This window comes from Nocardia glycosmidis (assembly GCF_052545115.1).
On record NZ_JBQWRH010000005.1, the window covers coordinates 144,788 to 158,520 of the forward strand.

10 protein-coding genes and 1 pseudogene are annotated in these 13,733 nt (G+C 60.1%); 8 read left to right on the forward strand and 3 right to left on the reverse strand.

The window, feature by feature from the left end:
• Positions 1-10 precede the first annotated feature (10 nt).
• Entirely contained in the window at positions 11-1,225 is a 1,215-nt protein-coding gene (locus ACT86A_RS08445; protein ID WP_445091453.1) for an NAD(P)/FAD-dependent oxidoreductase, read from the forward strand.
• A 70-nt stretch (positions 1,226-1,295) separates the two neighbouring features.
• Here ACT86A_RS08445 and ACT86A_RS08450 read toward each other — a convergent pair whose 3' ends face one another.
• Positions 1,296-3,617, reverse strand: a complete 2,322-nt coding sequence (locus ACT86A_RS08450; RefSeq protein ID WP_445091454.1) for an ATP-binding protein — start codon at positions 3,615-3,617, stop codon at positions 1,296-1,298.
• A gap of 137 nt (positions 3,618-3,754) precedes the next feature.
• Here ACT86A_RS08450 and ACT86A_RS08455 point away from each other — a divergent pair.
• Positions 3,755-4,076 (forward strand): annotated as a pseudogene (locus tag ACT86A_RS08455) (IS110 family RNA-guided transposase); the annotation flags it as partial.
• A 158-nt stretch (positions 4,077-4,234) separates the two neighbouring features.
• Here the strand turns inward: ACT86A_RS08455 and ACT86A_RS08460 are convergent.
• Both ACT86A_RS08460 and ACT86A_RS08465 read right to left on the reverse strand, forming a co-directional pair.
• Positions 4,235-4,759 carry an aromatic-ring-hydroxylating dioxygenase subunit beta gene (locus ACT86A_RS08460; RefSeq protein ID WP_445091455.1) on the reverse strand — a complete coding sequence of 175 codons (525 nt, stop codon included), beginning with the start codon at positions 4,757-4,759 and terminating at the stop codon, positions 4,235-4,237.
• Positions 4,738-6,018, reverse strand: coding sequence for a Rieske 2Fe-2S domain-containing protein (locus ACT86A_RS08465; protein ID WP_445091456.1), 1,281 nt, complete (start codon positions 6,016-6,018; stop codon positions 4,738-4,740). The genes ACT86A_RS08460 and ACT86A_RS08465 overlap by 22 nt, the downstream gene beginning before the upstream one ends.
• A gap of 775 nt (positions 6,019-6,793) precedes the next feature.
• Here ACT86A_RS08465 and ACT86A_RS08470 point away from each other — a divergent pair.
• The 6 genes from ACT86A_RS08470 (at position 6,794) to ACT86A_RS08495 (ending at position 12,813) form a co-directional block, all read left to right on the forward strand.
• Positions 6,794-7,564, forward strand: coding sequence for an IclR family transcriptional regulator (locus tag ACT86A_RS08470; protein WP_445091457.1), 771 nt, complete (start codon positions 6,794-6,796; stop codon positions 7,562-7,564).
• Between the two features lie 84 nt (positions 7,565-7,648).
• On the forward strand, positions 7,649-8,545 hold the full coding sequence (locus ACT86A_RS08475) for a LysR family transcriptional regulator (protein ID WP_445091458.1): 897 nt from the start codon (positions 7,649-7,651) through the stop codon (positions 8,543-8,545).
• Positions 8,546-8,683: 138 nt separating this feature from the next.
• Entirely contained in the window at positions 8,684-8,893 is a 210-nt protein-coding gene (locus ACT86A_RS08480) for a tautomerase family protein (protein WP_445091459.1), read from the forward strand.
• A gap of 61 nt (positions 8,894-8,954) precedes the next feature.
• The gene (locus ACT86A_RS08485; protein WP_445091460.1) at positions 8,955-9,989 is read left to right on the forward strand and encodes a VOC family protein; all 1,035 of its coding nucleotides are present in this window, start codon (positions 8,955-8,957) and stop codon (positions 9,987-9,989) included.
• 244 nt (positions 9,990-10,233) lie between these two features.
• Complete coding sequence (locus ACT86A_RS08490; protein ID WP_445091461.1) at positions 10,234-11,025, forward strand: 2-keto-4-pentenoate hydratase; 792 nt, start codon at positions 10,234-10,236, stop codon at positions 11,023-11,025.
• 972 nt (positions 11,026-11,997) lie between these two features.
• Complete coding sequence (locus tag ACT86A_RS08495; protein WP_445091462.1) at positions 11,998-12,813, forward strand: 2-keto-4-pentenoate hydratase; 816 nt, start codon at positions 11,998-12,000, stop codon at positions 12,811-12,813.
• Positions 12,814-13,733 lie beyond the last annotated feature (920 nt).

A 13,733-nucleotide genomic window follows, 5' to 3' on the forward strand; every position in this document is an offset into this window, starting at 1 on the left:
GCTCGCCCGGATGAACGTTGATGATCATTTCCAGTACCTCGTACTTGGCGGCGGTGTAGCCGGCGGTCGAGCAGTCGAACTTCTGGCGCGAAGCAAACATCCCACCGCGCTCGTAAGTGCGGAGCCAGTCCAGCCGTACTCGCGACCGCCATTGTCCAAAAGCCTGCTGCGGGGCGAGAAATCGCTCAGTGACATCGCCCTGCGCAGCTTGCACTTCTACCAGGACAAGAACATAAAGCTACTCCTGGGCGACCCCGGAGTTCACCTCGATGTTGCTACTCAGCGAGTAAGACTTGGGTCAGGGAAAATCTTGTCCTATGAGAAACTCTTACTGGCGCCTGGAGCAGAACCCGTCAAGCTTCCGGTGCCCGGCGCCCAGTTGGACGGCGTTCATTATTTCCGAACTCTCGACGACGCCCACCGGTTGAAGGGTCAGGTCTCTTCTGCAATCGACAGTGAGGTCGTCATCATTGGCGGCGGCTTCGTTGGGTGTGAGATCGCTTCGACACTGCGGGCTTCGGGCCGGCGGATCCATCTCGTGGAAGCCACCGATGGACTTATGGTCCGCGCCCTCGGACGCGATGTGGGTCAGTTGATGGCAGAACGTCACCGCGAGGCGGGGGTGAACCTGCACCTGGGAGTGCAGGTGTCCAGGATCAACGGAGAAGGAAGAGCCCAATCGGTCGTCCTCTCCAATGGTGTCGAGCTGGCATGCGACGCTGTGGTGGTCGGCATCGGTGCGGTGCCGACAGTGTCATGGCTCGAATCATCCGGGCTGGAGTTGTCTGACGGCATCGTGGTAGATCAGTATGCCAAGGCGTCGGCGGCGAACATCTTCGCCGCGGGTGACGCGGCCCGTTTCTGGTCACCGTCGATGCAACGACACATCCGGCTGGAACACGAATCGAATGCCTTGAACCAGGCCGTCATCGCTGCTCGAAACATCTTGGGTGGCAGTGTCATACATGATCCCATCCCGTATGTGTGGTCTGAACAATACGACCTGGACATCTGGTGCCTCGGGGTGCTGGAAGGTCATGACGACGTGGATTTGGTCGTCGACACGGACCGCTGGCAGATAGTAGCCGTCTACTATCGGGACTCGACTCCAACGGCAGCGTTGGGCGTCAACGCCCCTGATGTCTTGGCGCGGGCCCGTCAGATGTTTCAGACACGCACCCGGTTCACGGCGAATGATCTGGCCGCCGAGCAACATTCCGCGTAGTTGATGCTGTCGGAACAACTACGCCTTCCTTGAGATCGCTGCGAACTCAGTGCGGGATCCGATGGATTGGTCAGAGGCGTTCTGCGGATCGGCGTTCGGCAACCCAAGCCGCAACCTGCGCGCGGCGGTTCATCCCCAGCTTGGTGAGTATGTGTTGGACGTGCGTTTCCACCGTCCGACTGGACAGCACCAGCTCATCGCTGATCTGCTGGTTACTGAGCCCCTTCGCCACAAGCTCGGCGACCTGTTCTTCCCGATTGGTCAAGGATGAGGTGGCGGCAGCCACAGGAACGGACTGGTTGTCGTTGATGCCAAGCGCACGAGTGATCGCCAGTTGGGTGTCTTGGTGCATGGCCGCTGTGAGGCTGGCGGTAAAGCGCCTGTCGCCGAGAGCTTCACGGGCGCTCTGCTCGGCGCGATCGTGACATTCGGCGAGGTGAGGGCCGAACGCAGTCATCGTTGTTCCCAGCCCCTCCCACATCGCGCGGGCGACACCGAGCAGCACCGCGGCTTCTCGATGACGCAGATCCGAAGCGGCAATCCAGGCAAGCAGTTCGGTGACATGCACGATCGCCACGTTGTCATGAAACTCGTATGCGATCGCGAAGCTGCGACGGAGGAGGTCGATTGCGGAGCTATAGTCGCCACACAGCCATCGATCGACGGCGAGGTCATAGAGAATGTAGGCAGCTACCCAGCGCGCACCGGTCCGTTCGCTGACGCGCAGTGAAGAGTCGCACAGTTTTCTGGCTTCCTCACTTCGCCCGGAGAACAAGTAGGTCAACGCGAGCTGGAACCTTACCGAGACCTCACCCGATACCGGCCCAGCAGTCTGATATTCGGCCAAAGCGTTCTCGAAATACGCCATAGCTTCGGCCAAGTCGCCGCTGAAAAACGCCGCCATCCCCTGCATCTCAGCGACATAGCCGCGAACCTCTCCGGGACCATCAGTGTCGGGTAGCCCTTCAATCTCCTCCAGACGCGCATTCGCCTCACCGGGATCGCCCAGAAGCAGCGCCAGGAAGGCGTCCACGCAAAGCGCCATCGTTCGCACATAGGTGGGCTCTGATGTCGCCTTCAGCGCTGCCTCAATCCAGCGCCGCCCCTCGGTGAGATACCCACCGGCAATCCAGAACCATCGAAGGCCGGCAGCTATGGCAAGCGCTTTGTCCGCTTGCCCGTCATCTCCTAGAGAGTGCTCGAACGCCGCTGCGACGTTGGCGTGATCAGAGCGAGCGTCGGCAAGCCATTCTGCCTGTCGAGGGCCATACCACGCGTTTGCGTTGACTTCTACCCGACGCAGATAGTAATCGCGATGTGCGACAGCTAGTTTGGTCATTTCTCCGGACTGCGTCAGATGGTACCGACCGTACTCTCGCAACGTCTCCAGCAGCCGGTAGCGAACTCGGCCGCCGAACGATTCGGCGAGCAGAATCGATCGATCTACGAGTTCGCCGACGATGTCGGCGATATCGGAGCGGAGCAATCCACTGCCGCCGGCCACAGCCTCTGCCGCGGCGAGGTCGAAGCTGCCTACGAATATTGACAGACGGGCCCAGGCGGTCTGCTGTTCAGGCGAGCACAACGCGTGACTCCAGTCGATCAGCGCACGCAATGTCTGCTGGCGTGGCACGGCGGCGGGGCCACCGCAGGCCAGTAGTTCGAACCGGTGCTCCAGTCGAGCCAGTACATCGGTGACCGATAGCGCGCGTAATCGCGCCGCGGCAAGTTCAATCGCCAGGGGAATGCCATCAAGGCGTGCGCAGAGGCGCGCTACGGCGGAGCGGTCCTCATCGGTGATCGCGAAGCGCGGGTTGGTATCAGTTGCTCTGGCGAGCAGAAGCGCCACGGAGTCGTAGTCTTCGAGTCGGTCGAGATCCAGCCCTTCACCTTGCGGTACCGGCATCGGAAGGACATCGAACACGTGCTCCCCATGCACCCGAAGTGTCTGCCGGCTCGTTGCCAGCACCCGAAGTCGCGGCGCTGCGCGGAGTAGGTCGTCAGTCAAGACAGCGCAAGCCTGGACAAGATGCTCGCAATTATCCAGCACGATCAACGCCGATCGGTCCCGCAGAAAGTGCCGCAGCTGGGCCAGTGCCGGGCGGTTCGACTGCTTGATGGCTCCGATGGCTGTGGCGACAGTTTCAGCAAGATCGGCAGGCTCGGCCAGCGATGCCAAGTCCACAAACCATGCACCAGCCGGAAATGCCCTTCGGCTCTCGCTGGCGACCCGTAGCGCCAGCCGGGTCTTGCCGACACCCCCAGGCCCGGTCAACGTCACCAAACGCGACGCGGAAAGGCGCTCGCGCAGCTCGGTAAGTTCCCTGCGCCGTCCTACAAACGTGCTCACATCCGCAGGCAGGTTTCCCCATTCACGTTGTTCCGGCGACATAACTCCACCGATGTGACCACCGTCTCACTCGGCAATGGTAGGTCAGGGTTGTGGCCTCAGCAAGTGAGTACGCCGATGCAAAACCATAACCGCAGGTCAATTGCGGCCCAAGGCAGTCGTGTGGTCGCACCCTCTACTATGAGGCTGGTCCGACCGGGTTCGGGTTGTATCGGCCCTCGACCAGGGTGGGGATTAGATGTGAGGTCACCTCGGTGTCGATTCCGACGGCGGGCCAGGAAACGTGCCGGATCTGGTACGGGCCACTGCGGACTGCCGCGGTGATCGGGGCCCGTCATCGATTGTCCAAGCTGCTGTTGCGCCACGGCATCGTCTACTACGGCGGGCAGGCCTGGACCGGTAACCCATGATCGCCGGCCGCGCACCGACGCCGCGCCCCGATTGCGGTTGGCGGCCACGCGGATGACCTCGAATATCAGTCTGACCGCGCGTCGCCAACGAAACGCCCACCACAGCGGACTTGACGACGAAGCACGCAAGCACCGCCGGAACCAGCGTTCCGGCGGTGCCTCACCTCGCCATTTGCCAAACTTCCCTACATATCAGTCGAGTCGCCGCAAAAGTGCCTGCACGGTGGTCGATGACCGAAGGCGTAACACTCAGATAGGCGTGACCAGGAGCGTCTGAACTCTGTGGGTGTCGGCGATTACACGGCGCTCCTGCAGCAGCAGCCCGTCAACGGTGTCGATCAAGTAATCGATGCTTCGCCCAGTCTGATAGATACGTGTCTCACCATCATCAAGTGTCTGCACAACAAGATAATTCGACGTCGCGACCAGCACGTCTTCAGTTACTTCGACTTGCAAGCCGCCGTGGAAATGTCGATACACGTGCGGAGCGTAAATATTCGCCTCTCGGTGGGCCCGCACCCGGTCGTGCAGCATTCCTCGTCCGTTGCAAAGCATGAGAGCTATCGGCAGACCCGCATCCCAGTTCTCCCGAGTGCGGATCGAGTAAACCGCGTCCTCAGTGAACAACTCAGGCCAGCGTTCCAGCTCGTCGTCATCCAGACAACGCTCGTAGGCAGTCAGAAACTCTTCAACTCGCAACCGGAGGATAAGAGGCTCCTGGGAAGGCAATGTATCGGGTGTCACGGAAGTGCTCACTTCGCCGGCCACATCCACTCCCGGTATCCTGCCCAGAAATCCCTGATCAGCCCCTCGCTCACGCTCGACCTACGAGTCTCCTCGGCGCTACTGTCCAAGCCCATCAGAATCGATGACCGCGCCTCAGGTGTTGCCGCCACTGCCCGCTGGACCAACTCTGTGGCCTCAGTATCCTCCATAGAGATAAAGCCGGACGGGCCGACAAGATTGGCCTGCAGCACTCGCATGTTGCGTAGCTCCTCGTCATCATCGGCATAACCGAAGAAGTGGAAGATTAGTTCGAAGCTGTCCGGTCCCTTGGGCAGCACTTGCCGACAAGCGAGGGTGTTGTGGATCTGCTGCACCACGAGACTCGGGAAGATGGTTTGAATATGATTGGTGATGGGCTCCTCGAATTCGTCGAGCGTACGCAGGACTTCGGGGTCACGCAGGCTCATCGCTGAGTTATAGGTCCGCAACTTCTCAGCGGTGTAGGCCGATGCATCATCCTGATCAGCCTTCCGGGTCGTGGTGACGATGGAGTGCAGACCGTGGCGCTCGTCGGCTATCGCGCGGGTATCCATTGTGGCCCGCATAATGTTGAATGTGGTGTGAAAGAGGTGCAGAAGGCTGGCGTGATATGGGTCTTTGACGTTCTCGAAGTATAACTTCCAGTTCGAGCGCGAAAACTGGCGAGAACAACCAAGATAGACAAGTTCGCGTCCACTGAGAAGGCGGTCCAGCCATGGAGTCATCTGAGGACCGAGATATTCGACGAGCGTGGGTGTGGCGTCGTCCAGGGTTCCGAAGACCAGCCCGTTATAGGTGTCCACCCTGAGAGTCTGCAGCCCATTTTTTTTCGCATCGAACGACTTTGGCATACCTGCAAGGCCGTTGATCCCGCGCTGAAAGGGCACACCCCGCAAGGAGCCCTCGGGGTCGTAGGACCACTGGTGGTACACGCAGGTGTATTTCATTGTGTTGCCGCGTAGCTCACGGCATACCATCGCACCTCGGTGTGCGCAGCGATTAACCCACGCAGCTACATCCCCGTTTTTCGTGCGTGTCACCACCACAGGCGTGTCGCCAACGAATGTGGACTTGAAGTCGCCCGGGTTAGGAATCTCCGCCTCCAGAGCGAGGAAATTCCACGTCCGACCCCTGTATATGCGTTCTTGTTCCAGCTCATACACTGCGGGGTCGGCGAACCATCGGTAGGGCGTGTGCTCGGGTGAGACATCGAGTAGCGCATCGGCGCTGAACTCAGCGCTGTCTTCCCGGATCAGATCTTGGGTCACGCCTTTCATCCCTTCTGGGCTAGTGCGAATGCGCACGGCGAAAAGAATGCAGTCGGGGTTTATGCAACGCGTTGCCTGTCCCATGGTCAAGCGGGCGTTTCGCGGCGCGAAACAGGTCGGCCACCCGGGTCTCCAGCAGAGCGAGTGCATCCCAGGCCGCGCCTGACGACGAATAGCGACCATGTCGAGGTGTCCGGCACGCGCTACCCATTCACCTCATCGAATAGACGCCTTCTCGCACCTGGTGCGCAAACTAGTGATCGACGATGGCTCGGCATTCCAGACTAAGTGTCAATCCAACATAATGGGTCGTATATCCATCTTGGACTTCATAGTCTTCGTGAGATTATCGTGGCCATACCAGATAAACCGAGGGTGGCCAAATCATAAAGAGTCGAGGACAACTCAGTGTTGTACGTCGCCCGTGCAGAAAATAGCGTAGGCCACCACGGTGTCCACGCGCCCGGAACCCGTGAGTTGGTTGAAAGCTTGGGACCAGACCTTGCGTCCAGCGTAGCACTTGCTCGAAGCACGTGCGGTCCTCTTGCTGCCGGTTGGCCGGGCGCGGCTTGCTTGGCGAAACGCGTCCCAGCGTCTGCGCAGGCTCAGGTGGTCACGAACCGCTGGGGGCGACGCGGCGCCGCGGTCGTCCGGAGGACCTGCCTCCGCGATCAGTATCGCTTCAGTATTTATACCGAAGCTTTTGGTGCTGGTGCGGTGCCATCGTCAAGAAGGCCGCTTTCGCTGAAGCGAGCACAGAACAAGGGAGCCCGAATTGACTGATGTTGATTGTCCATCCAGCCAGGGCGTGCGGACGATCGACCGCGCATTCCGGGTCCTCGGTGCGTTTGAGCAGGATGATGACGCGTACCTCTCGCTGGCTGACCTCACCTCACGTTCGGGTTTGCCAAAGCCGACCGTCCTGAGGCTTGCCAATGGGCTGGTCGCGTGCGGAGCGTTAGAGCATGTTGACGACGGCAGATACAGCCTTGGTCCACGGCTGTCCGAACTGTCGTCGCTAGCGCGCCATCACGACCGCCTCAGCAGGCTGGCTCTCCCCTATATGGGAGACCTATTCGCCGCGACGCACGCCACCATCCATCTTGCTGTTCTCGATGGTCGTTCCACTGTGATCGTGGAGAAAATCACGGGCAGGCACTCGGTGGCGGTGGCGTCGAGTCCCGGCATGCGGGTGCCCGCATACTGCACCGGACTTGGCAAGGTGTTACTCGCTTATTCGCCGGCAGAGTCGACAGACCGCGTTGTCTCCGCAGGCTTGAAGCGAAGAACGGTACATACGGTGGCGTCGCAGGCTCATCTCCGGCGCACACTCGACGAAGTCAGGCGCGCCGGGGTCGCCTATGACCGCGGGGAGATGGCCCCTGAGATCGGTTGTGTGGCTGCGCCGGTTTTCGGGGCGACCGGTGAGGTCCTGGGGGCTCTATCGGTGGTCGGTCCCTCGAAAGAAAAATGGCTCGGGCAGGTGACGTCGGCCGTTCGCGCCGCTGCTGCCGGCCTTACGCGGCGTGCCATGGTCAGCCTCTAGTCTGGCGGCGGTCTTTATGCGCTCGAGAGACGTGGCCCGCTCACGGCGGACCTTGCTTCTATCCGGACACGATGAGTGTCGCTGATGGATCTTGATGTTCTGCGCGCCTTCGTGGTGATCGCCGAAGAACGAAGTTTCACCCGTGCAGCCGAGAAGCTGCATATTGCTCAATCGCCGCTGTCGCAGCAGATACGCCGGCTGGAGCGCGAGGTGGGGGTGCAATTGCTGACTCGTACGACTCGTTCGGTGTCGTTGACGACGGCTGGACAGGTCTTGCTCGAACGTCTGCGGCCGTCGTTATTGGCAACAGAGAAGGCGATTACCGCGGCGGTTCAAGCGGGGCGGGGCGACCTCGGTGCGGTTGCTGTCGGACTGACGGCCTCGGCGACGTATAGATACTTGCCTCGCATCATGGAGCACTTCAAACTCTACGCACCTGAAGTATCGCTGGATCTTCGAACGGAGCTGTTCACCCCAGCAGTGATCGATCAGTTGCGTTCTGGCAGCTTATCTGCGGCGATCGTGCGCCCGCCGATCCGTGCAGACGAGCTCTCGGTCGAAGTGCTGGCTTCCGAGCCATTGATTGTCGCCGTGCCCGAAGGCCACCGCCTGACAGGCGTAGCGCAGGTGAATTGGGTGGACCTACGAGACGAGGTGTTCGTCACCTATCCGCCGGAACCGGTGTCCACCATTCACACCAAAATAATGAGCGCATGCGTCGATGCGGGTTTTTTCCCGAGCGCGCGCCACTACGTTTCTAATTCTGCGGCGATGCTGAGAATGGTGAGCTGCGGCGTCGGCATCGCGGTGGTACCGGATTCCATGCGTGCTCTCGAGTTGGACGGAGCAGTGTTTCGGCCCCTGGTGGGTCCCGTCGTGATGATTGAATTGGCCTTGGTGCACCACGAGAGAATTACCGAACCGGCCGTCACACGATTTCTGGCCATTGCACGGGAAGTTATCACGGCGGACGCACGATGAGAGCCGAACCAGAACCACAACATTATGTGTCGAAGGCGCATAATGTTGCGGCTTTCCGTCTTGGACATCTGGGACGGGCCGCGCCTAGGCTAATTCTTGGTCAACGCCGGAAAGTCATTCCCGGAAAGGGTCGATTGCATGCCATTAGTAAGGGTTGATATGCGCCGTGGCCGCAGCCCCGAGCAGATTCTCGAGTTGCATCGCAGACTTGCCGAAGTCGTCGCCGAAATAGCGGATGTGCCCATCGGGAGGGTTCGCACCTACATCACCGAGTTCCCGCATACCGCGTGGGGTATCGGTGGCGTCATTCAGGGCGGCGATGCGCTGCAGCACACGGAGTCCCGCTAAGTCTGAGCCGCCGGCTTGATCTTGCTGCTCGATGGGACATTACGGCATAGGAGAAGGGTTTATGTTCGACCAAGGGATACGCTTTGAACTGGCGCACCTGGCTTCGGTGGAGCTGCTGACAGCAGATCTCGAGGGCAGCCTCTGGTTCTTCAAAGAGTTGCTTGGAATGCGAGAAACCGATCGTAAGGGCGATTCGGTCTATCTTCGCTGCTATGAAGATCCCTATCACCACAGCCTGAAACTCACCGCCGCCGACGAGCCCGGTCTGGGCGGTGTCACCTGGCGCACCACATCGCGTGATGCGTTGGAACGCAGAGCAGCTGCTCTCGACAGCGAGGGCGTAGGACTGGGTTGGACGAAGGGCGACCTGGGTGTCGGGCCGACGTTTGCATTCGAGAGTCCCGACGGGCACCGAATGGAACTTGTCTGGGAGATCGAAAAATATCGTGCGCCCGAGGACCTCAAGAGCAAGATATTGACGCGTCGGTCGAAGCGGCCGTTGCAGGGTCTGCCGCCGCGGCGCCTCGACCACGTGAACCTCATGGCGTCAGACGTCACCGCACAGAAGGACGTCTTCGAAAAGGCGCTCGGATTCGGCACACGAGAGCGCGTCCTCGACTATACGACGAACACCGAAATCGGTGCGTGGATGAGTGTCAATATCCTGGGCCACGAGTTGGCGATCATGCGTGATTCGACGGGAAATAAAGGCCGGTTGCATCACATCGCGTTCTGGTACGGCGTCCCGCAACATAACTCCGATGCCGCCGAGTTGTGCCGAGAGTATGGAGTGGAGATAGAGGCGGGACCCGACGTCCACGGAATCACCCAAGGCGCCTTCCTTTATGTCTTCGAGCCCGGCGGGAATCGAGTCGAGCTTTTCGGCAACTCCGGGATCCTGGAGCTCGAGCCCGATTTTGAAACCGTGACCTGGGACTTTGCCGACTTCGACACAGGGCTGGCCATCGGCGGAGCCAAGTTGCCGGCCGAAACCTACTTTATCTACGGCACGCCGCCACACGGCCCCCGGCGAGGTGCGATCGCGTCCGCCGATCGGTCGTCCACGGCCTCGAACCTCGCCGATTCCACACCGTGATGACCGCAGCGTTAGTTACCTGCGAGCCGACCTCAGCGCTGTTGGTTCGGTCGGCACCCACGGTACGCGGCAGGTGACTCGTCGGATCACCGCCGAGACAGCAGGTTGGTGTCAGTCGCGGCTAGCTAGGTTCCCACGATCCTCGAAACGGCTGCGGCCGGAGCGATTAATAGCGGCTGGCACAGCATCGAAGCTCACCCAGCATGGGTAGCAATCGAAAGGTAAGGGATTGAGCAGGGTCGAAATGCAAAACATCGCAGATGCGGCACAACAGATCTGGGCCGCGGAACGACAGTGCGTCACCACACCACAGCTGACTGCGGCGTGGCCCGCCATGGATGCAGAGACCGCATATCGAATCCAGGACGCGGTTCTTGAACAGCGCCTTGCTGCCGGCCATCGTATGGTGGGAATCAAACTCGGCCTGACGTCTGTCGCAAAGCAAGTCAGTATAGGTATCGACAGCCCGACCGTAGCGTGGCTAACCGATGACATGGCATTGTCACTCGACAAACCGATCGATATCGGCAGATTCATTCACCCTAGAGCAGAGCCCGAGATCGCATTTGTGACGAACCGTGACCTCGCGGGACCGGGCATGACCGCCTCGGAAGCACTTTCAGCGGTGGGATCAGTCCATGCCGCCGTCGAAATCATTGATAGTAGGTACCGAGACTTCAAGTTCCGCATCGAGGACACGATCGCTGACAACTCATCGTCGGGTGGGTTCCTGCTCGCCACGCCAGGAGTAGATCCGGCCGGCCTCGATCTGAGGGACGAACAGGTCGTGCTTGAAAACAACGGCGAGGTCGTAGGGACCGCATCCGGCGCCGACGTATATGGGCACCCCGCCGAAGCGCTAGCCTGGGCCGTGAACCGACTCGCATTGCGTCAGCTGAATGTTCCAGCAGGGTCCATCGTGCTCACCGGCGGCATGACCGAGGCGATCCGACTATCAGCCGGAGACTCTGTAACGGCCCGGTTCGCTACGATTGGAACCATCGGCCTGACAGTCATGAACGACAGGCCGAAGTGAACACGGTTGGTTCAGGATCGCGTTGCGTCCGCGGTGGAAGGGGTGTATCAGTGCGAGACTCGCTAGCCGCTCCCTCGGGACGCTTTGTCGGACTCCATGAATATCCGCTGTATCACCATGGGGATATTGGGGTTCTAAGCGCGTTAGCGGAGCCCTTCAGATATCTGTTGATCTCTGCTGACATTGACCTCGCAAGCATGCTTCGTGCGGAGGAAGCAGCATCCTTGAGCACGATTGGTGCCGCCCTTGTGTGGATCGTGCCGCCAGATGGTGATGGGCAACGGGGATATTGTGATCTCGATATGGCCTACTCGGCCCACCTCGCCGATCATCGATGCCTCACTTTAGTGCTGCGGTCCGATGGCACACTTCTGGGGTCTGCCACCTCGTTCGACGAGATCAGTGAGCTGGTCACCCGAATTTACCAAGAAGCAGGCGCTATATCGCGTCGTCCACCCAACGAAGAGCGACCCGCACATCGGTGACGGCCGAGGCCTTCCTCGGCCACCGGGTCATACGTCCCGCCTCCCTGTAAGCGTCAAGAGCTGGCTCACGATGGCCGTGCAAGTCCGTCACATCGTCGATCTGCGGCTGCGTTGCACTGTTTACGCGCATGCGTGCTCGTACTTGTCACGCGATCACTGTTGCAGGCTGACATTCACATCGCTGTGCTCATTCGATTACCTGACTTGGGACGGTTCTGCGTTTCGTAACGTGAAACGCCTCCTTGACCCTCGGACAACCAATGCGTTGCATGAGTAGCAGCCGATTCACGAGGGGCGGGCCCTGAAGTGATTCTCAACGATCGCGCAGCGATCGACGTGGGAGCTGAAATCCCGCGGTAACGCCTCCCGTCGGCACGAGTAAAAAGCTTCAACGACAACAAGTTAGGAAGCAATGTGTCTGTAATCCACTGGGAGGGCTGGAGGTTACCGGGCGCAGACCCGTGCCTGGGATCTGGATCGGTGGCACATGAGTATCGCTGATATTGATGAGCGAACCGTGGCTCAGGCTGCCGACCGTCTTGTCGGAGCTTCTCGCACGCTACGGCCTGTGGAGCCGGTGCGAGACTTGATTGGTACCAGCGATATCGCGTTGGCCTACGCCGTGCAACAAGAGCAAGTCCGTCGCCGGATCGAGGCAGGCGCGGTAGTAGTGGGACGCAAGATCGGCCTGACCTCACCCGCGGTCCAACAGCAGCTCGGGGTAAACCAACCCGACTTCGGCGTACTTTTCGCGGATATGGACGTCTCCGGCAAACCAGTTGTACCGCCGCGCCAACTGTTGCAACCGAGAGCCGAGGCTGAAATCGCTTTCGTGCTCAAGGAGGACCTTCGCGATGGAAATCTCGATGATGACCAGATACGATCCGCGGTCGATTACGCCGTAGCGGCGCTGGAGATTGTCGATAGCCGAATCGCAGACTGGGACCTCACCATCACCGACACTGTGGCAGACAACGCGTCAAGCGGTCTGTTCATCCTCGCCAGCAGGCAGCTCACACTCGAGGAGTTCGTCCCGGCGGATGTCGAGATGCGCATGTATGTCGATGACGTCCTGGCCTCCGAAGGTACCGGTGCTGCCTGCCTCGGTGATCCCCTGGCGGCGCTGGCTTGGCTTGCTCGGACGGCCCGCGAATATGGTGATCCATTGGTCGCCGGGCAGATTATTTTGTCCGGCGCGCTCGGACCGATGGTGCCCGCGCTACCGGGTACTCGCATCCATGCTGAGATCGGCCCGCTGGGTACCGTGTCGGCACTCTTTTCCCCGGAGGACAACAATGGGTAGATCCAAAGTTGCCATCATCGGCTCTGCAACATCGGCACCGACCTGAGATCAAAGTGATCAGGAGCCGGTTTCGATATCGGCCGGCAGTTACTACTGCGTTGAGGCGAAGCCCAAACACAAAGCTTTCCTCTGAGGTCCGCGGGTTCCGTGACTAGAGCGGCGGCCGTCCGCCGCTCTGCTCGGCTCCGGTCGCCCGACCCGATCGTCAGTCGAGGGCGCTCGATACCAGAAATAAGCGAGGTCCATGCCCTCGCAGCAAGATTGACGTGGCACAGTAATTCGCGTTGTGCTTCAAAGCTGTGTTCGCGGCTGAACGCTTCGTAGGCCGCCACAATGTGATCGAGAGTTGCCTCGGGATGGGCATGAGCCACTGCTCGAATCGCCGCGGTGGCAGCGGGTCCGAAATGGACTTGTGCCGGTGGACTGGTCCCCGTAGTGATGACGACATTGAGTGCCTGCTGGAAATGCCTTCGCAGACCGGTCGCCCCGCTATGTGCAGCAGATTTGGTCACTGTGTTGCCCCCGTTTGTTGTCCCGATCCGCAGACGTTCACGCTTCACCGCCGGTGATATGTCTCAGGTCGGTCACTTTGCCGACACCCCCTGTGTCGCGGCATCCGTTGTGCTACGGACACCTATAGCGAAAACTACGTGCGCAAACCGTCGACCGTGATCGATTCGTTCCCGATGGGCGACTGACGATGTCGTCCACGCTGGCAGAATCGCAGGCGCCGCCCCATGTCTGATTTGCGGATCCGCGCCGCGGAGTTGGTTTTTCAGCTCGAGACACGCGTGAATGACCCTATGGACCAATGGGTTCGGGTCAAGGCGATCCGGGACGCGAGCTCTAGTTCTGTTGCCTTGGTTGTGAAAACCCATCGACGAACTCGCGGGTCCATCCGTTGATCATCGTTTCGCTGC